Below are 21,553 nucleotides of genomic sequence, written 5' to 3'. Positions count from 1 at the left end.
GTCACTGTTTTTGCGAGGTCACCCATGTACACCGCCATCGGCTATGCCGCCCAATCGGCCACCACTCCCCTCGCCCCGATGAAATTCGAACGCCGCAGCCCGCGCGCCGACGATGTGGCGATCGAAATTCTCTACTGCGGCGTCTGCCACTCCGACATCCATCAGGCACGCAACGAATGGGGCATTGCCGTTTATCCGCTGATGCCCGGCCATGAGATCGTGGGAAAAGTCACCGCTGTTGGTGCGAATGTCACCCGTCACAAGGTAGGCGATCTCGTTGGCGTCGGCTGCATGGTCGACTCCTGCCGCAGCTGCGAAGCCTGCCAGGCGAACCTTGAGCAATATTGCCTCGAAGGCCCGACCATGACCTACGCCACCCCGGACCGGGTCGATGGCAGCAACACCATGGGCGGTTACTCCGACAGCATCGTGGTCAGCGAACACTTCGTTGTGCGCATCCCCGAGAAACTCGCTCTAGCCAGCGCCGCACCGATTCTCTGCGCCGGCATCACCACCTACTCGCCGCTCAAGCACTACGGCGTCAAGGCCGGTGACAAGGTCGGGATTCTCGGCATGGGCGGCCTCGGCCACATGGGCATCAAGTTCGCCAAGGCGATGGGCGCGGAAGTCACGCTGTTCACCCGCTCGGCGAGCAAGGCTGAAGAAGGTCGCCGTCAGGGCGCCGATCACGTCATCGTCTCCACCGATGCCGAGCAGATGAAGGCCGCGGCCGGCTACTTCGACTTCCTGCTCGACACCATTCCGGTGCAACACGATTTGAACCCGTACCTCGACACCCTGCGTTTCGACGGCGTGCACATTCTGGTCGGCCTGATCGAGCCGGTGAACCCGCCCGTTCACGCCGGCAAACTGGTGATGAGCCGCCGCGTATTGGCCGGCTCCTTGATCGGCGGTATCGCCGAAACCCAGGAAGTGCTGGATTTCTGCGCCGAGCACAACATCACCTGCGACATCGAAATGCTCGACATCCGCCAGATCAACGAAGCCTACGCGCGGATGATTGCCGGTGACGTCAAGTACCGCTTCGTCATCGACATGGCCACGCTGAAGGCCTAAACCTTCACGGCTTACACCTTCAAGCCCAGCTCCGCCGACAGCCGGGTTGTGACCCCTTTCAGCAGGGGGATCAACTCGGCCATTTTTTCCAGCGGCATGTACGGCACGGTGCTGGCGATACTGATCGCCGCGACGATGCCCTTGCTCGCATCACGAATCGGCGCCGCCACACAGCGGATCGACGGTTCGTTGTCTTCCAGATCGAACGCATAGCCACCGGCAACGTATTCGCCCATGCGCTGCTCAAGCTGTTCCCACGACTGCTGCGGATGCTGCGGCCAGAACTGACTTTTCCCACCTGCCGGCAGGCTGATGTCGTACAGCCGCCGCCAATCCTGCGGCGAATCATCGAGCATCAAGGCCTTGCCGATCCCGGTGCGCACCAGCGGCATGCGATGGCCGACCCGCGAGCGCATTTCCGGGCCGTTGCGTCCTGGATTCTTCAGCAGGTACAGCACTTCGTCGCCTTCGCGGATTCCGAGGTGCACTGTATCGCCAGTCAGTGCCGAAAGCTCGTCCAGATACGGCCCGGCCAGGGTCACCATCGGCAACTCTTCACGGGCCTGAAAGCCCAGTTCGATCAGTTTCGGCCCGAGCAGATAACCGATCTGCGGCACCACGCGCAGATAACGCTCGTCGACCAGGCAACTGGCCAGACGATGGGTGGTGCTGCGCGTGGTGCCGATCAGCCGGGCAATCTCCTTGAGATCACGCGCGCCACTGGCCACCGCCTGCACCACACCGAGGCCGCGCAGCAGCGTCTGGGTGCCGGTGGGCGCGGCGTCCTTGGTTTTTTCCGGGGCGTCTTCCTGCATATCCAGCCTTTTACCGTTGAGCGAAGGAACGGGCGGCATTATGGTCGCCCGAGACTGAGCACTACAACTCGATACGCTCGACCTTGCCCACCAGCAGCACGTAGGACAAGGCACCGACCAGTGCGAGCACGGCGATGTAGGTGATCGCCGGCGCGAACGAATCGCCGCTGGCGAGGAAGCCGATCACAATCGGCGTAGCAATCGCCGACAGGTTGCCGATGAAGTTGAACACGCCACCGGTCAGGCCGAGCAACCGCGCCGGTGCCAGCGTTGACACCAGCGACCAGGTGATCGACGCCAGACCGTTGCCGAAAAATGCCAGGGCGAGGAAGGCAATCACCAGCGGCGTCGACTCGACAAAGTTGGCGCCGATGATCGAAGTCGAAATCAGCAGCCCGCCAATGATTGGCAACTTGCGCGCGAAGCCCACGGTGTAGCCGCGCCGGATCAGGAAGTCGGAAAAGAATCCCGAGCACAACACGCCGACGAACGCGGCAAGAAATGGCAGCGATGCGAGCAGACCGGACTTGATGAAGTCCATGCCGCGATATTTCACCAGATAGGTCGGAAACCAGGTGAGGAAGAACCACAGCGTCGAGTTCAGGCAGAACTGGCCGAGGTAGATGCCCCACAACTTGCGCTTGCTGAGGACGATGCCCAGATCGGTCCAACTGAATCTGGCTTTGACCTTGGCCGCCTCGGCCTGGATATCGACCAGCCCGCCGCCTTCGCGGATCAGGTCGATTTCCGCCTGATTGGTGCCTTTGAAATCGCGCGGCTCGCGATACACCGCGTACCAGATCAGCGCCCAGAGAATGCCCACCGCGCCGGTGGCGACGAACACCATGTGCCAGCCGAATGCATGTTGCAGCCACGCCAGCACCGGGGTCAGGAAAGCCAGACCGACAAACTGTCCGGAGGTGTAGAAACCGATCGCCGTGGCGCGCTCGCGCTCAGGAAACCAGGTGGTGACCACGCGGCTGTTGATCGGATAGGCGGGCGCTTCCAGCGCACCGACGGCCATGCGCAGCACGAACAGCGCGATGAAGCTGCTGACGAATCCGAGCATCACTGTGGCCACCGACCACAGCAGCAGCGCGACGCTGTAAAGGATGCGCGGCGGCACCCGATCGACCAGCCAGCCGCCGGGGATCTGCATCGCGGCGTAAGTCCAGCCGAACGCGGAGAAGATCAGACCGACATGAACCGGATCGATGCCCAGCTCACTGGTCAGCGCCGGCGCGGCAATCGACAGGTTGCTGCGGTCGAGGTAGTTGATGACCACGGTGATGAACAGCAACACCATGATGAAAAACCGCTTGCGGCTAGGCGTGACTAAAGACGCCTGCCCGGAGAGGGTGTGCGTTTGCATGAGAGATGCCTCTTTTTATGTTTGTTGAGGTCATGACGCAGATCTCCTCTCCCTCGGAGAACTGATCGTTCCCACGCTCGGCGTGGGAATGCAGCCCGGGACGCTCCGCGTCCCAGCAGCGGACGCAGAGCGTCCATTGAGGCATTCCCACGCAGAGCGTGGGAACGATCTGATGCTAGCGAGTCAGAGACTCACCACTCGGCAAAGCTGCCATCGGCATGACGCCAGATCGGGTTGCGCCAGCGGTGGCCGACGGCGGCACGCTCGATCACGTATTCCTCGTTGATCTCGATGCCCAGCCCCGGGCCGTTCGGAATCTTCACGAAGCCTTGGTCGTAGTCGAACACACGCGGATCCTTCACATAGTCGAGCAAGTCGTTGCTCTCGTTGTAATGGATGCCCAGGCTCTGCTCCTGGATAAACGCGTTGTAACAAGCCGCGTCGAGTTGCAAACACGCCGCCAGGGCGATTGGTCCCAGCGGGCAATGCAGCGCCAGCGCGACGTCGTAGGCTTCGGCCATGTTGGCGATCTTGCGGGTTTCGGTGATGCCGCCGGCGTGGGAGGCATCCGGCTGGATAATGTCGACGTAGCCTTCGCTCAACACCCGTTTAAAGTCCCAGCGCGAGAACAGCCGCTCGCCGAGGGCAATCGGCGTGCTGGTCAGCGGCGCCAGTTCTTTCAATGCTTCGTAGTTTTCGCTGAGCACCGGTTCTTCGATGAACATCAGTTTGTACGGGTCGAGTTCCTTCATCAGCACCTTCGCCATCGGCTTGTGCACGCGGCCGTGGAAGTCGACGCCGATACCGACGTTCGGCCCGACCGCATCACGCACGGCGGCAACGTTGGCCAAGGCGAGGTCGACTTTCTCGAAAGTGTCGAGGAACTGCAGTTCTTCGGTGCCGTTCATTTTCACCGCCGTGAAACCACGGCTCACTGCTTCTTTCGCCGCACGCGCGGTGTCGGCCGGACGGTCGCCGCCGATCCACGAATAGACACGAATCTTGTCGCGCACCTGGCCACCGAGCAGATCGCTGACCGACACACCAAGGGCCTTGCCCTTGATGTCCCACAGCGCCTGATCGATACCGGCCAGCGCGCTCATGTGGATCGCACCGCCACGGTAGAAGCCGCCGCGATAGAGCACGGTCCAGATGTCTTCGATATTGCGTGGGTCTTTGCCGATCAGGTAGTCGGACAATTCTTCCACCGCAGCCGCTACGGTATGCGCGCGCCCTTCGACAACAGGCTCGCCCCAACCGGTCACGCCCTCGTCGGTTTCGACCTTGAGGAAGCACCAGCGCGGCGGAACGATGAAGGTCGTGAGTTTGGTGATTTTCATCTCTGCTCTCTTTTGTAAATGCAGCTTTTATTAGATGCAGCGCACACAGCGCCCAAAAATTCTTAACGCAGGGCTTTCCAGGCAGCCACGTAGGCCTTGGCATTGACCGCCACCTGCTCGGCCGTCATGCCCGGTTTGAACAGGCCGGAACCGAGACCGAAACCTTTCACACCGGCATCGATAAAGGCCTGCATGTTGTCCGGCGTAATGCCGCCGACCGGCGCCAGCACCGTGCCGGCTGGCAACACCGCGAGCCAGGCCTTGACGACCGCCGGGCTCGTTTGCTCGGCCGGAAACAGCTTGAGAATGTCCGCGCCCTCGGCCAATGCGGCGAAGGCTTCGGTCGGCGTAGCCACGCCCGGCGACAGGTACAGCCCCGCCGCTTTCGCCGCGCGCAACACCTTGGCATCGCTGTGCGGCATGACGATCACTTGGCCGCCAGCCGCTTTGACCTGCTCGACCTGCTCAGGGCTGAGCACGGTGCCGGCACCGATCAGGCAATCGGCGGGCAGCGCATCACGCAGGATGCGGATACTTTCGTACGGCGATGGGGAATTGAGCGGTACTTCGATGACGCGAAATCCGGCGGAATACAGGACTTCTCCGACAGCCGCCGCTTCCTGCGGTTGCAGGCCACGCAGAATCGCGATCAGACCGTTTTGTGCCAGTGCTTGCTTGAGCATGTCAGGCCTCCAGTCAGGGTTAACGGGATGAGGAATCGATCAGTCCGGCGGCGCGCGCCAGTTGCCACAGGCCACGCTCGGTGGCCTGCTCGGCCAGCGTCACCTGAGCAAAGCCGCAGGCGTCGAGGGCACGGCGATATCGCGTGCACAATTGCGCATTGCCGATGAGCACGATCGCTGGAAGATTCGCTTGATTGCGCCGGCGCCGCTGCACATTGGCGAGCGCGGCCAGCTCATGGCCGATCATCAGGCCGGACAGATAGTCCGCCTGAGCAGTCGGGCTCAGTTCACCGGTCAGGCCGAGGGTGCGGGCGCTGAACAAGGTCGAGAGCACACCGAGCGCGGCATCTGTCGACAGCGCGATCTGTACGCCGCGATCGAATGCCTGCGCATCGAAGGTCGCGCTCGGCTTCTGGGTACGGCCAAGAATGCTGTGCTCGCTGAGCACGGCAAACACTTCGCCGGTCATGAACGTGTCGAAATGGATGATGCGGCCATCGACCACATCCACCCATTTCGAGTGGCTGCCGGGCAGGCCGATCAGCAGATCGCTACCCGCCTCGGCCGGCAGACTTTGCAGCACGCCGAGGACTTGGGTTTCTTCGCCACGCATTACATTCGGCAGTCGCGAACGCTGAATCACGCCCGGGACGATATGCACCGGCGTACCGCGCAAGCTGACCACGGTTTGCAGGGAATTTCCGAGATGGGCGACGTCGGCCGGCGTCTCGCAGTAAGCCGCCTCGCGCCAGCCCTGCGCACTGCCGACCATGCCGCAAGCGATTACCGGCAGATCCGGCTGCGCATCGAGCCAGTCACCACAGGCTTCGTCGAAGGCCAGTTCAAAACCATCGGCGCATTCACGGCCGTGGATGATCCGCGGGGTCTTGGGCAACTGCATGATCCCGGACGACAGCGCACGCTGCTCCAGCACCACACCGTCCGCCGCGAGTTTGTAAGCACGTAATGAGGTCGTCCCCCAATCGAGCGCGATCAATTGCGCCTGCATCGCTTCACCTGTTTTGTTTTTGGCAGTGAGTGCGACGGACTATAAACCCGAGGGACGGGAAATCTCAATATATAAATATCAATCCCACATTATGGGAAGATCAACAGTAACGGTATCACCTCACTCAAAGCGCCCCCTCTTGGGCTGCAACGATGGCGATCGAAGGGCCGAGTCAGGCTTGCACGGACAAAAATGCAAGGTTCGCCATGCCGCTGCGGTCGGGAAATACTCAGGGAGAGCGGCCCTCGAAAGAGGCAAGGCCGGACGGGATACTTTTTATTTTGCAGGTCCAGTTGTCAGCAAATCCGCGCTAGGTACCCGCATAATCTTGGAAAAATACGTCTTGTATGTAGTGGAGTGGACTCTATAAACACAGGAAAAGGAATCTCTGGCTTTTAAAAAGGGATCCAGTGTTTCCCCTTTCAGGCGCCTTTCTCCCCCCTCATCGTCTACCGACTCGTCAAAAATGACATCTGCTCTATAGATTAACGAGTCCGGCGAAACCCTCTCGATAAACCCGAAGCCGGACTGTTTAATTCGGTGTGCCTGAGAGAAATCAAGGTCATTCGTCAACGAGCAGACCAGCCCACGCCCTATAGACGACTTGAACAGGCCGAGAAGTTCCACGTCGGACTTGAAATAAATTTGATAAATTCCGGTAGTACGAAGCCGCTCTGTCTTTTCGTATTTGAGGTTAGCAATGGGCCGACCATGATTCAAAGAACAAGCCGAGAGTACCGACATACATATTGTCAAGATTAAAACCTTCACAGGTAGTTACCCCTTAATCCATTTGAATATTGACTCCGCTACAATCTGTCGCGCTGACTTTCCACCGGGCAAGGCGTGAGCATACATAGAGTTGGCATCTGCGTGATTGATATCGAGCCGCCCCATGACGTTCGGTCCTTCGGAGATCTCCCATTGCTCACCGAAGTCTGCAACCAGATCTGACAGGTTCCAATCGACCGCAGCTGCCCTGATATTTATCCAATACTGCGCTTTAGGCTTGGGAACCTGACGATATATTTTCGAAATACCATATACGATTTTGCCGTGTCCTACGGGATCCAGGGTCACCAAAATTTTTATTTTGAAACCGCGCTCGGTTAAAATCGCAGACAAATGAGCACCGTTCCAGCCGCCCAAACTGTGGCCAATGATATAAATCGCAGTATTGCAACTTGGAATTTTTCGAATAACGTTACGCTCCAAATCCTCCTCACTCATAAATGAGTTATAACCAAGAGGCAACGTCGTACAAGATTTCTGTATTTCCAGCGCTTCGATGTCCGCGTCGACCATGTCTCGCACATAGTCGACATTGTGATTGGGACCATCAACGTAATACCGTTCCTGATCGCCAGCTCCACCAACAAGAAAAACCATTGCATCGCGGACGCTTACTGTTACTTGCTTGACCGATTGATCTGTCTTGCAAGTAAGTGTATGACTCACCGGATCCCTTTTCGCCATTGGCGGTGGTGGAGCCTCTGCTGTAGCACTTCCATTTGCCATCTCTAATTACTCCACAAATAATTTAATCGTCTCAGCCAGGTGCGAACTGACGGTATGGGTAAATCCCGCCGCATCCGTCACGCCAGACTCTTCACTGCCGTCACCCCGCTGAATGATGTAAGGGTGATAAGAGACCGGCTCTCCGGTGTCCTGATTGACTACTTGCAACCTGTCAGTGAAATGCACCGGCATCGGCGACAGCCCACTAAATGCGGCCCCTCCCCCACTTTGGCCGATGATCACCGTGCCCGAGCCACCGGTCACGACATTGCCATGCCCACCAGTGCTATCGAGCATCGCGGCATTCAGGCCGTTAATGAAAACAGTGCCGGAGACCGCTCCGGTGATAGGGCTGCCACACGCTGATTTATCGGTCATGCGCGCAGCAGCGAGGCCGTCGAAGAATACGTCCGGCGAGCCGGAGACAATCGGGTTGGTGCCGTGACCTGGCAGTGGGCAGGCGGTTGGGTCGGTGACGCGAGCTGCGGGTTTACCACTCAATTCAAAGCTCCTTGCTTAAGGGGTGCCGGGGATGGCTGATAGCTGTCGATGTCGGTCGCGGCAAAGCGCCAGCGATTATCGACCGGGTCGAACAGAGCATGACAATGCTCACGGCTTTCAGGTGATGTCGCGGTTTGTATGGCACGCCAGGCTTCGTTGGCTTGCCAACTCAACTCGGCAGGCGTTGCATCATCAAGTTCGTTGAGCCAGGCGTTGTAGTTGCGCAGGTGATTGCGCTCGAAAGTCGATTGCAGCAAGTCGCCCATTTCCACGCCAAGGTCCAGATGATGCCTGGAGGTCCAGCGCCCCACTTCGGAGTAGACGTGCCAGCCCATCGGGATCAACGCACCGTTTTTCAACAGAGAATGGCCGGCGAGAGCGACGAAGCCGCAACAGACGTGCAGCATCAGCCAGCCTTGATGGGCGTCGATAATCGCTGTGGGATCAAAGGTTCTCAGCGCTACCACGCGGTAGTCGCCAAGGTCGGCACTGCGCGTCATCAACTCGGCATCAAGCCGCGACACGAAAGCCCGTATAGCCACGCCGCCAGTGCGCTGGGCCATGCAGAGAATTTCCACAGCCTGTCGATTCGGGTCGTCAGAAGAGCCGGTAGTTTTCACCAGACCATACAGACGCATGGACGCCTGCAGTCCGCTCATAGCTGGTCACTCATTGACGCAGCGAGGGTTCCACAGGCGCGGAGAAATTTTGCCAGATGCATTGCAGGTGTCGTCCGTGAGCGCGCAAAAATGGCGCACAGAATGCCGGACTAGAGCGGTGGCGACAACTGAATCAGCAGTAGATTGCCATCATTGTGCTCAGCCCTCGGCAAATTCGCGCAACACCTTGCCATCCATGCGATACCGCACCCATTCCTCCTGCGGTTGCGCACCGAGCGATTTATAGAATTCGATGGCCGGGGTGTTCCATTCCAGCACGCTCCATTCGAAGCGGCCGCAGTCGTTGGCGCAGGCGATTTTCGCCAGGTGGCGCAGCAGGGTTTTGCCGGCGCCGCCGCCACGTTGTTCGGGGGTGATGTAGAGGTCTTCGAGGTACAGGCAATTGCTGCCCAGCCACGTTGAATAACTGAAGAAGAACACCGCGAAGCCAATCGGCAAGCCGTCGCGCAGGCAGATCAGGCCGTGGGCGGTGGCGCCTTCGCCGAACAGGCTGCGTTCGATGTCAGCGACGCTGGCGATGACTTCGTGACGGGCCTTCTCGAAATCTGCCAGTTCGGTGATGAAGGTGAGGATTTGCGGCGCATCGCTGGGGGTCGCCGGGCGGATTTCGATCGTCATGGACGGGCCTTGTATGCAAATTAAAGCGCCATACTAAGGCGCGCAGCGGCGCTCGTCACATGGCAAACATACTGATCTGTCCAATTTGCTGAACACTGTTGCCCTTGTGGGAGCGAGCCTGCTCGCGAAAGCATTCTGTCAGTTGAATCAACGTCTGACTGATATGACGCTTTCGCGAGCAGGCTCGCTCCCACAGTTGATATCGCAAATTCTGAAAGGATGCTTATGACCGTTAACTGTTTTGCGCCGCCGGAAACACTAGCGATCGGTATCGTCTGAACAGCAGACACGCGCGCCCGGCATAGACCGTTCGTCGATCATCAGGCACCAATCCGTCACCAGGGCTGACCAACCAAGTGTAAGGATTCCAATCACTGGAGAAGCCCTATGATCCCGTCAAGGTTGACCGCTTTAGTCTTCAGCGCCCTGCTTTGCCCTGCGGTGTTCGCCGCCTCGTCCACGGCAGCGGGCACTGGCCCTACCGATCCGACCCCGCCACGCGCGCCCGCCATTAACAGTGCCCCCGGTATGAATACCGATGGTTCCGGCGTGCCGCTGATCAATCAGCCACCCGCCACCGGCACCGATCCGCGCACTCAAGGCAGCGATCCGGGGCGTCAGGGTGGCATGAACACGCCTGATTCTCCTGCCACTGCGCCTGACAATGCCGGCCCCGGTGTCGGCTCGAAGACCACCACTGGTGGCTCCGGTTCCGAAGGTGCCGGTCAGTAGTTCGCCGACGCGAGCGCCCTATTCACTCCCATGAAGAGGTAACCATGAACGTCGACAAAGACCTGGAAAAAGAAGTCCTCACCCGCCTGCTGCACGCGCATCCCAACGGCTTGGGCAAGGAGGTGCTGGACAATTACCGGGGCGAGAAAGTCGTGGCCAGCGCCCTCGCCGCCCTGCAGGATCGCGGGCTGATTCATCATGGTCACGTGACCTTGAGCGAAGCGGGTGAACACTCGCTGAACCTGCCGATCAAGCTCAGTTCTGCCGGCGTCGAAGCGGCGCGCAAACTGGATCTGCAGTAGTGCCAAGCCGCTCGCCGTCGAAGCGGCGAGCGGCCGGATCCGCAATTTGAGGAGAAATCCCATGCCTCGTGGAAGCAAAGACAAATACACCAGCGAACAGAAGCGCAAAGCCGAGCACATCGAAGACAGCTACGAGAAAAAGGGCGTGTCGAAAGATGAAGCTGAGGCGCGCGCCTGGGCGACGGTGAACAAACAATCCGGTGGCGGCGAGAATTCCGGTGGCTCGGGGCGCAAGAAGCCCGCCAGTGCCAAGTCGGAAGATCGCAAAGAGTCATCGCGCCGCGCGGTGGCCAGCCGCAAGGGTCATTCGCGTAACAGCGAAACTTCGAAGGATACGCAGACTGTCGATAGCCTGATGAAAGAGGCCCGGGCAAAGAACATTCCGGGGCGCTCATCGATGCGCAAGCAGGAGTTGATCGAGGCGTTGCGCAAGGCGAGCTAGAACGACGCCCACTGTAGGAGCTGCCGAAGGCTGCGATCTTTTGCTTTTCAAGATCAAAAGATCGCAGCCTTCGGCAGCTACACAAGATTTGTGTACGACGTAGATATAAAGTGGGAGCGAGCTTGCTCGCGAAGGCGTCGGGTCACCCGCCGCAGGACTCGCGGATAAACGCATCCACCTCCGCCGTACCCGGCGATGTAGCCGGTCCCCAGCGAGTCACCGCCAGTGCCGCTGCCGCATTGGCCCGCCGTGCCGCTTCCAGTGCATCCAGCCCCTGCGCCAATCCGGCAATAAATACCCCGGCATGTGCATCACCAGCGCCATTGCTGTCCACTGCTTTGACAGCAAACCCCGGCACCTGTCGACGCGCGCCACGCTGCTGAATCCAGCAACCCTGCGGCCCGTCGCGCACCACCATCAGCACACTTTCCGGCAGCAGTTCCGCGAGGCGATCCATCGCGATACCAATCTCATCAGCTCCGGTAAACCGCAGCGCCTCGACACTGTTGCTGGTCCACACATCAATGCGCGGCAGCAACGTCTGCATCATCGGCGCGTCAGGTGACTCCACCAACGGCCCCGGGTCGAACACCACATTGACCGACGCCGGCAGCGCCAGCGTCCAGTCGAGCAACGCCTGCGCCTTGCCCTCGTGCAGCAGACTGTAACCGCTGAGATAAACGTAATCGTCGGGCTCGGCAGCCACACTGTTCAGGTCCTCCTCGGTCACCTCGCCTTCAGCGCCGATGTAGGAAATGAAACTGCGTTCAGCCGAGGCATCGGTCAGCGCCACGCACAGACCGGTATCGCGCTCGGCCGGTTCGCGGATGCCGATGCAGATACCTTCCGCCTGCATCGCTTGGCGCGCCAGGTCACCGAAACGCCCCGTGCCATGGCGACCGAGGTAAACCACCGGCAGGCCGTTGCGCACCGCAGCGGCCATCACGTTGAAGCCGCCGCCGGCTTCGAACCCTGCCGACTGCGCCAGCACGTCGCCGCCAATCTGCGGCAGTTTATCCACGGCCATGACCAGGTCGATGATGACCTGGCCGGTGTGCAACATCTTAGGCATGAGCATTCTCGGGTTGCGCGGCGCGGCGATCTTTCGCGCCGCCAAGGACCAGGTAAATGCCACCGGCGACGACGAAGGTCACGATCCAGCCGAGGCCGTTGTGGCCCAGCCAGGAGTCAGACAAAAAGCCCTTGAACCAGACGTTCTCCGCCGTGGTGCCGATGGTGGTGAAACTGAAACCAAGGACGATGGCGATCGCCCAGGCGCCAAACGCGCGCCACTCGATGCCGCCGCGATACCAATAGGCGCTGCTCGGGCTGACGTCGAGCAGGTCTTTGGGGCTGTAGTAGTGACGGTGAATCAGGTCGACCACGAAGATCCCGACCCAGGCAGTGATCGGCACTGCCAGCAGGGAAATGAAGGTGATGAACGGGCCGTAGAAACTGTCGGCGATCAGCATGAAGTAGATCGAGCCGGCGAAGATCGCGACGATATCCACCACTACCGCGTAGACGCGTTTGACCTTCAGGCCCAGGGTCAGCGTGGTCAGGCCGGCGGAATACACCGACAGGTTGTTCGACAGCAGCAGGCCACCGAACGCGGTGATCAGGTACGGCACGGCCATCCACGTCGGCAGCATGTCGCGGATCGCCACGATCGGATCAGTCGCCGACGCCAGATCATTGTTGCCCACCGACAACAAGCCGCCGAGAGTGATCAGCAGCACCAGCGGAATGCCCGCGCCGAACGCCGCCGACGCCACCAGGCGCACAGCCTTGACGCTGCGATGCTGATAGCGCGACATGTCAGCGCCAGCGTTGGCCCAGCCGATGCCCGTACCGGCGGCCATGGTGCCGATGCCGATGATCATTGCGCTCAGCGGTGCTGGCGTGGCGTTGAATACCGCGCTCCAGTCGATCGTCGCGCAGAGAAAACCACCGACGAGAATGTTCAGCGCGCCGAACACGTACGTCGCCCACTTCTGGATCACCAGCAGGGTCGCGTGGCCGAGGCCGGACACCGACAAGGTCAGCAGGACGAAGATGGCGATAAAGATCAGCGTCAGTATCGGCGCACTTTTCGCCTCGACCGGCGAGCCGAACAGGATCGAACACAGCGACAGCAGAACGAAGGCAGCGGTGGTGGTGTTGACGGTTTCCCAACCCAGACGAGACATCAGCGAAACCAGCGTCGGGCCGATGTTGCCGCGTACGCCGAAGATTGCCCGCGACAGCGTCAGGCTCGGCGCGCGGCCACGACGCCCGGCAATCGAAATGATCCCGACCACGGCAAACGAACCGGCGGCACCAAGAATCGCGACGATGATCGCCTGCCAGATCGCCAGCCCGCGAAACGCCACCAGCGTGGCGCCCAGCGGCAGGCCGAGGATGGAAATATTCGCCGCAAACCAGACCCAGAACAGTTGCAGCGGATGACCGTTGCACTCCGCTTCCGGCACCGGCTCGATGCCCCGGGTTTCCAATTGCCCGACGCTTTGCCCGGCGGTTGATGAACTCATGAAGATGCTCCTGTTTGCCTTTTTTGTGGTTGTGGCAATGATGCAAAACGACAAGACAACCGGCCTTCCGAGGCCTGTCTGTGCGATCCATTGCTGTGTGAATTCATTAGAAATGCGCGGCCCCTTTCGCGAGCAGGCTCGCTCCCACAAGGAAATGCATTCCAATTGTGGGAGCGAGCCTGCTCGCGAAGAGGCCAGCCAGTCAACGCAAGGCCAACAGCCCCTGCACCAAAGGCTCAAGCTCCAGCTGATTAACAGCTTTCACCGTTTCGATCATCGGCTGCGGCCAGCACTCAAGCCCCAGGCAAGCCCCGAGCATGGCGCCGAGAATCGCCGCGATGGTATCCGTGTCGCCGCCCAGGCTGGCCGCCATGCACAGCGCTTCGAATGCCGTCATCTCGCCGATGGCCACTTGCTGGGCCAGTGCGAATGAAACCACCACCGACTCCTGCGACGCCACCGATGTACCGATCACGTCATAGAGCAGATCGGCAAGCAATGCTTTGTCGCTGTCGACACTGATACTGCGCGCCCAACTGATGCGCGAGGCCATGCGCCCGCCAGCCACCCAATGCCCGTGCGCTTCGGCTTGCTGCGCGATCTGCTGGCCGAGGTTCAGCGCCTCGCCGAGATCGACGTCATTGATGCCAGCGGAGACCACCGCCGCCACCGCCGCCGCACTGGAAATCCCCAGCGTGGTGTTATGCGTCACTTGGCAAGCCTGCACGACCGCCGAAATGAAGCGCTGCGGATCGGCCACGTTCGCGGCAATGCCCACCGGGGTGATGCGCATCGCCGCGCCGTTGGTGGTGCCATAACGCCCGGCTTCTTCCGGGGAATGCCCGGCGAGGATCATCTCAATGGCGCGTTTGGTCGAGGGGCCGAGCAAGTCCTGCGAGCCTTTGGCCTGCATCTCGGCTTCCCATTCGATCAAGCGCTGGGCGAGAACCGCCGGCTCGATACGGCCGTGACCTTCGACCAATAACTCGCCGACCAGGATCGCCTGCTCGGTGTCATCGGTGATCGAGCCTTTGGGCATGTTCGCGGCGATCGGTTGCAGTGGGCCGGCGTCTTGCAGATCAGTGATCTGGCCGAAGCGCGCCTTGATCGTTTCACGATCGAGCGATTGCGTCGGCATGCCCAGCGCGTCACCCAGGGCCAGACCATAGAAAGCGCCAAGCGCACGATTGAGCGCGGTCATTTCGATTCTCCGAATTGCAGGTGCAGACGAAAGTGCACCGGGTCGAGCAGGCTTTCGACCTGTTCCATGAAACGGTTCTGCCGGTCGTAGGTGGTGCGCAGGGCTTTGAGAAACACCGTGCCGACCGGACGGCCGAGCAGCTCGGCGTCTTCGGCATTCAGCGGCTCGGCGCCGATCCACTGATCGCCGCGCTCGCCGATGTAGCCGTAGGCGGCCAGGGTGATGGTCAGGGAATTGTCGATCAGGCCAACGCGGGGCAGGCTTTCCAGGCCGCCGTTAGCCGGCATCAAGGATCGTTCCAGAGACACCAGCGTACCGTCGGTGGCGCGCCGGCGACGGTCGAGCGTGATGAATTGATCGGTGCCGAAACGCACCAGCAGATCCGGGCGAGTCACGGCTTCGAGGCGCAACACTTCGGTATTGATTAGCGCCCCGCTGTCGGCCAACGCCTGCGCCCAGCCGCTGCGCTGATCCAGCGCGACGCCGTCGAAAGTGACGATGGAACCGACACCGCTCTGCGTGGCGATGTAATTACGCCGCTTCAGTTCGGCCAGCGCCTCACGCAAGGTGCCACGGCTGACCTGGAATTCTTGAGCCAACTGATGTTCGCCGGGCAACAGAAAACCGTCCTCCATGAGGCCGCTCTCGATGCGTCGGACGAGCTCGTCGACCACCCTTTGTTTCTTGTCGAATCGTACCTGTCTAATCATGTACAAATTGATAACCGAAACGGGGCGTGGCGGGCAAGGGATATTTGTGGGAGGTGACCGATGGGAAGAGCAAAATCAAAAGCCCCTCACCCTAGCCCTCTCCCGGAGGGAGAGGGAACTGATTGGGGGATGCTCAGGAGATACGCCGACCTGAAAGTGTTGCGCCGAATCCGAAATCGACCTGTTGCCGAGTAATTGTCGAATCCGTAGTCAACTCGGTATTTCACGTCGATGCAGAACGCAAGACACCTCGGTCGGCCCCCTCTCCCTCCGGGAGAGGGCTGGGGTGAGGGTAGCTTTTGACGTTACCGTTGTTTCAAGCGGTCAATGACCACGGCCAGCAACAGAATCGAACCACGAATCACATACTGATAAAACGTATCGATGTTCTTCAGGTTCATCGCGTTTTCGATGATCGCGAGAATCAACACCCCGGCAATCACATGGCGAATCATGCCGATGCCGCCACTCAGCGAAACCCCGCCCAGCACGCAAGCCGAGATCACCGTCAGTTCAAAACCCTGACCAATCATCGGCTGCCCGGAAGTCATCCGCGAGGCCAGAATCACACCCGCCAGCGCACCGATCAAACCATGCACGGCGAAGATGATGATCTTGGTCCGGTCAACGTTGACGCCCGCTAGCAGTGCCGCTTCCTGGTTGCCACCGATGGCCATGGTGTTGCGCCCGTACGTGGTGTAGTTCAGCAGCCAGCCGAAAAACAGGAAGCAGACAATGGTGATCAGGATCGGCACCGGCACACCGAACAACTGGCCGTTACCAAAGACGAAGAACGATTCCTGCGACACACCGACCGCTTTGCCGTTGGCAAAAATATAGGCCAGACCGCGAACGATCTGCATGGTCGCCAGCGTCGTGATCAACGCATTGACGCGCAACTTGGCAATCACGATGCCGTTGATCAGACCAACGATCAGGCCCATCACCAGTGCTGCGCTGACGCCGAGAAACACGCTGTTGGTGTCACGCATCACCACCGCCGCGACCACGCCGGCACAGGCGATCACTGAGCCGACCGAGAGGTCGAAGTGCCCGGATGCCAAGCAATAAAGCATGGTGCACGCGGCGATGCCGGTGGTGGAAATCGCCAGGCCCAGGCCACGCATGTTCAGCGGCGAGAGGAAGTTGTCGATCAGCAAGGTGCAGGCGACAAAGATGCCGATCGCCGCCAGCAGCATGACCCAGTCATCGAGGAAGCGCCGCAGGTCCAGCGGTTTGCGCTCGGTCGGCAGGGTTTCGTTTTGCGTAGTCATCATAGTTACCTCTCAGTTCGCCACGCCGTCAGCGCGGTGGCGTGGCAAAGCCAGTTGCAGCAGGTTGGATTCATTGGCCTGGTCGCGGCTGACTTCGCCGCGCAGGGCGCCTTCGCACAGCACCAGGATGCGGTCGGAAATGCCCATCACTTCCATCAGATCGCTGGACACCACGATCACCGAAATACCGTCGGCGGCGAGGTTATGAATGATCTGGTAGATCTCGGCCTTGGCGCCGATGTCGATGCCACGGGTCGGTTCGTCGAGCAGCAGGACTTTCATCGGCATCGACAGCCAGCGACCGAGAATGGCCTTTTGCTGATTGCCGCCGGAAAGGAACTTGATCTGCTGGCCGGCGTGCGGTGTTTTCACTTTCAGGGCCTTGATCTGCTTGTCGGCGTTGCCCTTTTCCCACAGGCCGCGGATCAGGCAGCCGAGCCCGGAATGCGCGCCCCGGGCACTGATGTTGATGTTCTCGGCGACGCTGGCCAGGGGGATGATGCCTTCTTTCTTGCGATCTTCCGGGCAGAGCAGAATGCCGGCGGCAATCGCATCACGGGGCGAGCGCAGCTTCAGCTCATGACCGCGCAATTCGAGACGGCCGGCGGTGTTGCGCTCCAGTCCGCTGAGCAGGCGAAACAGCTCGGTGCGCCCTGCCCCGACCAGTCCGAACAGGCCAAGGATTTCGCCTTTGTGCGCTTCGAAACTGATCGGCTCGCGCAGGCCCGGGCCGAGCAAACCATCGACTTTCAACGCCACGGCGCCACGCGGACGATGGCGGTAATCGTAGATGTCCTGAATGTCGCGACCGACCATGCAGGTCACCAGTTGATCGTGGGTCAACTGGCTCATGTCCTCGAAGGTACGCACGTAGCGGCCGTCCTTGAACACAGTGACGGCGTCGCAGATACGGAAGACTTCTTCCATGCGATGGGACACGTAGAGCACCACTTTGCCTTCGTCGCGCAGACGACCGATGATCGCCATCAAGCGATCGATCTCGCGCGCCGAAAGGCTGCTGGTCGGTTCGTCGAAAGCGATAACGTGGGCGCCGCGCGACAGCGCTTTGGCAATTTCCACCAACTGCCGCTGACCCAGCGACAAGCGTCCGACCTTGGTTTGCGGATCGATTTCGTCGGCCAGGCCTTTCAGGCAATTCAAGGCTTTCTGACGCAGCTCACTGCGATTGATCAGGCCGAAACTGGCCGGCAGATGCCCGAGAAACAGGTTCTCGGCCACGGTCATTTCCGGGACCAGATGCAGTTCCTGGTGAATCACCGCGACGCCGCTGCCGATGCTGTCAGCGGTGGACTTGAACGCCATCGCCTGCTCGCCGATCTGCAGCTCGCCGCTGCTCGGAATGTAAGCGCCACCGAGGATTTTCAGCAGGGTCGATTTGCCCGCGCCGTTCTCGCCCATCAAGGCATGAACCTGGCCGGGGTGGGCGACGAAGCTGATGCCGTCGAGCGCTTTCACGCCGGGAAAGGTCTTGCCGATCCCGTTGAAGCGCAGGCTGCCGCTGGCGCCGTGTTGTTCTTGTGTCTGTACTTGCGCGTGCATAAAGCCACCTCTTCACACCGAAAAACGGCCCGGCTGCCCGGGCCGTCGCTGCCTCAGTTCCACAAGCCGATTTTTTCCAGCTCTTGCTTGAAGTTTTCGCGGGTGATCAGGGTGACGTCATCCATGGCGGTGTACTTCGGCGGCTCTTTGCCGGCGGTGATCCACTCGTACATCATCTCGGCGGTCTTGTAGCCTTCGATGTGCGGGCTTGGCAGCATCGAACCGAAGAAGCCGCTGTTAGGCTTTTTCAATTCGCCGATGGCGTCGGTGCCGTTGATGCCGATGCCGATCACGTTGCTCGCGGCAAAACCGGCCGCTTCGGTGGCGCGCACGCCGCCGAGCACGGTGTTGTCGTTCATGCCGCCGATGATCAGGTTTTTCGCCGCGCTCGGCAGTTTCACCAGCGCCGAGTTGGTGGCGTCCATGCTGCCCGGTACGTCGAGGGTTTTCAGCGCGGCGAAAAGGATGTGGTCCTCAGGCATGCCGGCCTTCTTCAGGGCATCGACCGAACCGTCGGTGCGCTTCTTGCCGGTGTCGAGTTCGTTGTAGGTGTTGACCACCGCGTAGGTGTCTTTCCAGTCCCAGTTACGCTTCTTCGCTTCGGCAGCCATGGCGGCGCCCTGCTTCTGGCCGACTTCAAACGCGGCCATGCCCAGGTACGGCACGTCTTCCATGAATTTGCCGTTGGCATCGACAAAACGGTCGTCGACGGCAATTACTTTCAGGTCGTTGATCTTGGCTTTGGCCATGATGGCCGGGCCGAGGGACACGTCCGGCGGGCAGATCACGAAGCCCTTGGCGCCGTTGGCGGCCAGACTATCGATGGCCGAGAGGGTCTTCTCGCCATCCGGTACGGCAATCTTGATCAGTTCAAAGCCTTTGTCCTTGGCGGCTTTTTCGGCAAAAGCCCATTCGGTCTGGAACCACGGTTCTTCGGCCTGCTTGACCAGAAAACCGATCTTCACCGCGTCGGCGGCGAGCAGCGCACTGCTCAGGCTGAACGCAGTGACCGCCAGGGCAGTGCTGCACAGGGTACGAATCCCGAAACGACGTTTCATCAGATGACTCCTTGTTATTTTTTTTGAGCAAGGTTTGAAAAGCGTTGAAGCGTGTTCTCAGTGAAGCTGGTTGAAAATAGTCATATCGTATGATGATTGGATTTCAAGCGTATTTCAGCGCTGGAGATCCGTTTTGTTCAGTCGTGGTACATCACCGAGCGACCACCATCGATGGTGATGCACGAAGCGTTGATAAACGGTGCCTCATCGCTGGCCAGAAACACCGCCGTCATTGCCACTTCGATCGGCTGGCCGATGCGCTTGGGCGGGTGCAGGTCAAAGGCGCGTTGACGCTCGGCATGCGGATCGGCAAAGCCATTCCAGTAATCGACGTTCAGCTGCGTTTCGATGTAGCCCGGCGCGATGGCGTTGACGCGAATGCCCTTGGCCGCGTATTCGATGCCGAGCGCACGAGTCAGGCCGAGCAAGCCATGCTTGGCCACCGGGTACGGAAAGCAGCCGGGAATGATGTGGCTGGAATGGGTCGAGGCGATGTTGATAATGCTGCCGACGCCCTGCTCGATCATCTGCGGCAGCACCGCTTTGCAGCCATACCAGGCGCCGTCCAGATCGATGGCGAAGCAGCGGCGCCAGTCTTCTTCGGTCATCTGCAAAGGATCGCGGAATACATTGACCCCGGCACAGTTGACCAACACATCGATGCGGCCATGCAATTCCACAGCACGTCGGGCCAGGGCATGCAGATCCTGCTGATTCGATACGTCGACCTTGAGCGCCTGCACGTCATGGCCCTGATCGCGCCAATGGGCGGCGACCTGCTCGACCTTGTCGGCCTGGATATCGCTGATGAGTAATCTGGCTTGCTGCGAGGCGAACGCGGCAACGATAGCTTCGCCGATGCCCTGAGCGGCCCCGGTCAACAGCACGACCTTGTTTTTCAGGCGCTCGCCTTTCGGCGGCGCCGGCACTGCCGGCAATGTCAGCGCTTCAGCCATGGCTCAGGCCTCCTGCACGCTGGCGCAAAAAAACCGGGCATTGGTCGATGTCCGGTTTTGACGGCTGGGGAAAACAAACAGGCAAGCGTCGCCGACGGCATTAAGCCGTGACGAAAGGCGGATCCCGCTTGCGCGGGCGAGAAGAATTCGCTGCATCACTTCACCTGTTTTGTTCTTTTTAAGTGTGAGTGCGTGTTACTGCTGGAGCCGACTATAAACCCGACCGCCAAATAATCTCAATATATAATTTTGCATCCCATATTTTGGGATCTAACCAGCAAAACGCGTACAGAGTTTTCCTGCAACATCAACGCGCATGCTCAGCACCGCACCGTCCAAAGGATGATTCAGCGGGCTCTTGGCACTGGTGATGAACAGGGTTTTCAAGTCTTCGCCACCGAACACGCAACTGGTCGGGCGACTGATCGGCAGATCGATTTTGCGATCCACCTGCCCGTCCGGCGTCAGGCGCAACAGGCAACTGCCGTCCCAGCGTGCATTCCACACGTAGCCTTCGGCGTCCATCGCAGAGCCATCGGGACCACCGTGTTGATCGGACGAGTAAAACACCTGCGGCGCATCAAGACTGCCGTCGGTGCGGATGAAATATCGATTGAGCGTGCTGTCGAGGCTGTCACCAAACAGCAGCGTGGTGCCGTCGTCACTCCACAGCAGGGTGTTGGGGATGCCCAGACCGAGTATCAGCGGTGTGACGCGCTGATCGGGGTCAATGCGGAACAGGCCACCGGAACGGCGTACGAGCGGCAGATCCTCGCCGTGCTCGCCAATGTTGTTCTGCATGGTGCCCAACCACAACCGGCCCAAGGCATCGCAACGGGCTTCGTTGGGGCGGTTGCCCGGTTGCGGGTCGGCGACGCAGAACAGCGTCAAGCGTGGCTCGAGGCCGGGCGAATCGAGATCCAGTCGATAGACACCGCTGCTCAGCGTGACCAGCGCATCGCCGCTGGCGCAGGGAATGAAGGCGGAGATGTGCTCCGGCATCTGCCAGATCTGCACGTTCTGACCGATCAGGCGCAACGCTTGTTTACCGGCGATATCGACCCAGTACAACGCCTGGGTCGGCGCATCCCAGAACGGGCCTTCGCCGAGTTGCGCGCGGTGTTGGGTCAGGGCGGTGAACGGCATATCAAGTCCTTCTGAGTTGTTGTTTTAC

At 60.1% G+C, this 21,553-nt stretch carries 22 protein-coding genes; 4 read left to right on the top strand and 18 right to left on the bottom strand.

Annotated features, from left to right (window positions below; genetic code table 11):
• Window positions 1–24 precede the first annotated feature (24 nt).
• Window positions 25–1,077 (top strand): alcohol dehydrogenase catalytic domain-containing protein, encoded by a 1,053-nt coding sequence (locus D8U71_RS19555; protein WP_016770957.1) that lies wholly within the window; start codon window positions 25–27, stop codon window positions 1,075–1,077.
• A gap of 11 nt (window positions 1,078–1,088) precedes the next feature.
• Here D8U71_RS19555 and D8U71_RS19550 read toward each other — a convergent pair whose 3' ends face one another.
• The 9 genes from D8U71_RS19550 to D8U71_RS19505 form a co-directional block, all read right to left on the bottom strand.
• Window positions 1,089–1,892, bottom strand: a complete 804-nt coding sequence (locus tag D8U71_RS19550) for an IclR family transcriptional regulator (RefSeq protein WP_130888510.1) — start codon at window positions 1,890–1,892, stop codon at window positions 1,089–1,091.
• 61 nt (window positions 1,893–1,953) lie between these two features.
• Window positions 1,954–3,264 (bottom strand): MFS transporter, encoded by a 1,311-nt coding sequence (locus tag D8U71_RS19545; protein WP_130888462.1) that lies wholly within the window; start codon window positions 3,262–3,264, stop codon window positions 1,954–1,956.
• Between the two features lie 191 nt (window positions 3,265–3,455).
• Window positions 3,456–4,604: a galactonate dehydratase gene (gene dgoD / locus D8U71_RS19540; protein WP_016770960.1), complete on the bottom strand. Its 1,149-nt coding sequence runs from the start codon at window positions 4,602–4,604 to the stop codon at window positions 3,456–3,458.
• 62 nt (window positions 4,605–4,666) lie between these two features.
• The gene (locus tag D8U71_RS19535) at window positions 4,667–5,287 is read right to left on the bottom strand and encodes a 2-dehydro-3-deoxy-6-phosphogalactonate aldolase (RefSeq protein WP_130888461.1); all 621 of its coding nucleotides are present in this window, start codon (window positions 5,285–5,287) and stop codon (window positions 4,667–4,669) included.
• 19 nt (window positions 5,288–5,306) lie between these two features.
• Complete coding sequence (locus D8U71_RS19530) at window positions 5,307–6,296, bottom strand: 2-dehydro-3-deoxygalactonokinase (protein WP_130888460.1); 990 nt, start codon at window positions 6,294–6,296, stop codon at window positions 5,307–5,309.
• Window positions 6,297–7,073: 777 nt separating this feature from the next.
• Window positions 7,074–7,814: an alpha/beta hydrolase gene (locus D8U71_RS19520; RefSeq protein WP_125926393.1), complete on the bottom strand. Its 741-nt coding sequence runs from the start codon at window positions 7,812–7,814 to the stop codon at window positions 7,074–7,076.
• Window positions 7,815–7,820: 6 nt separating this feature from the next.
• Window positions 7,821–8,315, bottom strand: a complete 495-nt coding sequence (locus D8U71_RS19515) for a PAAR domain-containing protein (protein WP_016770965.1) — start codon at window positions 8,313–8,315, stop codon at window positions 7,821–7,823.
• Complete coding sequence (locus tag D8U71_RS19510) at window positions 8,312–8,974, bottom strand: hypothetical protein (protein WP_130888459.1); 663 nt, start codon at window positions 8,972–8,974, stop codon at window positions 8,312–8,314. Before D8U71_RS19510 ends, D8U71_RS19515 begins: the two co-directional genes overlap by 4 nt.
• 159 nt (window positions 8,975–9,133) lie before the next feature.
• Window positions 9,134–9,613: a GNAT family N-acetyltransferase gene (locus tag D8U71_RS19505; protein ID WP_016770628.1), complete on the bottom strand. Its 480-nt coding sequence runs from the start codon at window positions 9,611–9,613 to the stop codon at window positions 9,134–9,136.
• Between the two features lie 387 nt (window positions 9,614–10,000).
• Between D8U71_RS19505 and D8U71_RS19500 the strand changes: the two genes are divergently transcribed.
• The 3 genes from D8U71_RS19500 to D8U71_RS19490 all read left to right on the top strand — a co-directional run bounded on the left by D8U71_RS19500 (window position 10,001) and on the right by D8U71_RS19490 (window position 11,089).
• Complete coding sequence (locus D8U71_RS19500) at window positions 10,001–10,345, top strand: hypothetical protein (protein ID WP_071173201.1); 345 nt, start codon at window positions 10,001–10,003, stop codon at window positions 10,343–10,345.
• A gap of 44 nt (window positions 10,346–10,389) precedes the next feature.
• On the top strand, window positions 10,390–10,647 hold the full coding sequence (locus D8U71_RS19495; RefSeq protein WP_024013907.1) for a hypothetical protein: 258 nt from the start codon (window positions 10,390–10,392) through the stop codon (window positions 10,645–10,647).
• 61 nt (window positions 10,648–10,708) lie between these two features.
• Window positions 10,709–11,089 carry a Rho termination factor N-terminal domain-containing protein gene (locus tag D8U71_RS19490; protein WP_110601681.1) on the top strand — a complete coding sequence of 127 codons (381 nt, stop codon included), beginning with the start codon at window positions 10,709–10,711 and terminating at the stop codon, window positions 11,087–11,089.
• 142 nt (window positions 11,090–11,231) lie between these two features.
• Here D8U71_RS19490 and D8U71_RS19485 read toward each other — a convergent pair whose 3' ends face one another.
• The 9 genes from D8U71_RS19485 to D8U71_RS19445 all read right to left on the bottom strand — a co-directional run bounded on the left by D8U71_RS19485 (window position 11,232) and on the right by D8U71_RS19445 (window position 21,525).
• Window positions 11,232–12,161 (bottom strand): PfkB family carbohydrate kinase, encoded by a 930-nt coding sequence (locus D8U71_RS19485; RefSeq protein WP_130888458.1) that lies wholly within the window; start codon window positions 12,159–12,161, stop codon window positions 11,232–11,234.
• On the bottom strand, window positions 12,154–13,620 hold the full coding sequence (locus tag D8U71_RS19480) for a cytosine permease (protein ID WP_024013910.1): 1,467 nt from the start codon (window positions 13,618–13,620) through the stop codon (window positions 12,154–12,156). Before D8U71_RS19480 ends, D8U71_RS19485 begins: the two co-directional genes overlap by 8 nt.
• A 202-nt stretch (window positions 13,621–13,822) precedes the next feature.
• Complete coding sequence (locus tag D8U71_RS19475; RefSeq protein ID WP_130888457.1) at window positions 13,823–14,821, bottom strand: ADP-ribosylglycohydrolase family protein; 999 nt, start codon at window positions 14,819–14,821, stop codon at window positions 13,823–13,825.
• Window positions 14,818–15,531, bottom strand: coding sequence for a GntR family transcriptional regulator (locus tag D8U71_RS19470; RefSeq protein WP_016770970.1), 714 nt, complete (start codon window positions 15,529–15,531; stop codon window positions 14,818–14,820). The genes D8U71_RS19475 and D8U71_RS19470 overlap by 4 nt, the downstream gene beginning before the upstream one ends.
• Before the next feature lie 305 nt (window positions 15,532–15,836).
• Window positions 15,837–16,805 carry an L-arabinose ABC transporter permease AraH gene (araH, locus tag D8U71_RS19465; RefSeq protein ID WP_038861078.1) on the bottom strand — a complete coding sequence of 323 codons (969 nt, stop codon included), beginning with the start codon at window positions 16,803–16,805 and terminating at the stop codon, window positions 15,837–15,839.
• 12 nt (window positions 16,806–16,817) lie between these two features.
• Window positions 16,818–18,365, bottom strand: a complete 1,548-nt coding sequence (gene araG, locus D8U71_RS19460) for an L-arabinose ABC transporter ATP-binding protein AraG (RefSeq protein ID WP_016770972.1) — start codon at window positions 18,363–18,365, stop codon at window positions 16,818–16,820.
• A gap of 53 nt (window positions 18,366–18,418) precedes the next feature.
• Window positions 18,419–19,423, bottom strand: coding sequence for a substrate-binding domain-containing protein (locus tag D8U71_RS19455; protein WP_016770973.1), 1,005 nt, complete (start codon window positions 19,421–19,423; stop codon window positions 18,419–18,421).
• 137 nt (window positions 19,424–19,560) lie between these two features.
• Complete coding sequence (locus tag D8U71_RS19450; RefSeq protein WP_076563800.1) at window positions 19,561–20,379, bottom strand: SDR family oxidoreductase; 819 nt, start codon at window positions 20,377–20,379, stop codon at window positions 19,561–19,563.
• Between the two features lie 270 nt (window positions 20,380–20,649).
• Window positions 20,650–21,525 carry an SMP-30/gluconolactonase/LRE family protein gene (locus tag D8U71_RS19445; protein WP_130888456.1) on the bottom strand — a complete coding sequence of 292 codons (876 nt, stop codon included), beginning with the start codon at window positions 21,523–21,525 and terminating at the stop codon, window positions 20,650–20,652.
• Window positions 21,526–21,553: the final 28 nt, after the last annotated feature.

This window comes from Pseudomonas sp. Sample_21, assembly GCF_004307525.1.
In the GTDB taxonomy this organism is placed as follows: domain Bacteria; phylum Pseudomonadota; class Gammaproteobacteria; order Pseudomonadales; family Pseudomonadaceae; genus Aquipseudomonas; species Aquipseudomonas atacamensis.
The sequence above is the reverse complement of the archived record's forward strand: the minus strand, read 5'-3'. Positions and strand labels throughout refer to the sequence as shown.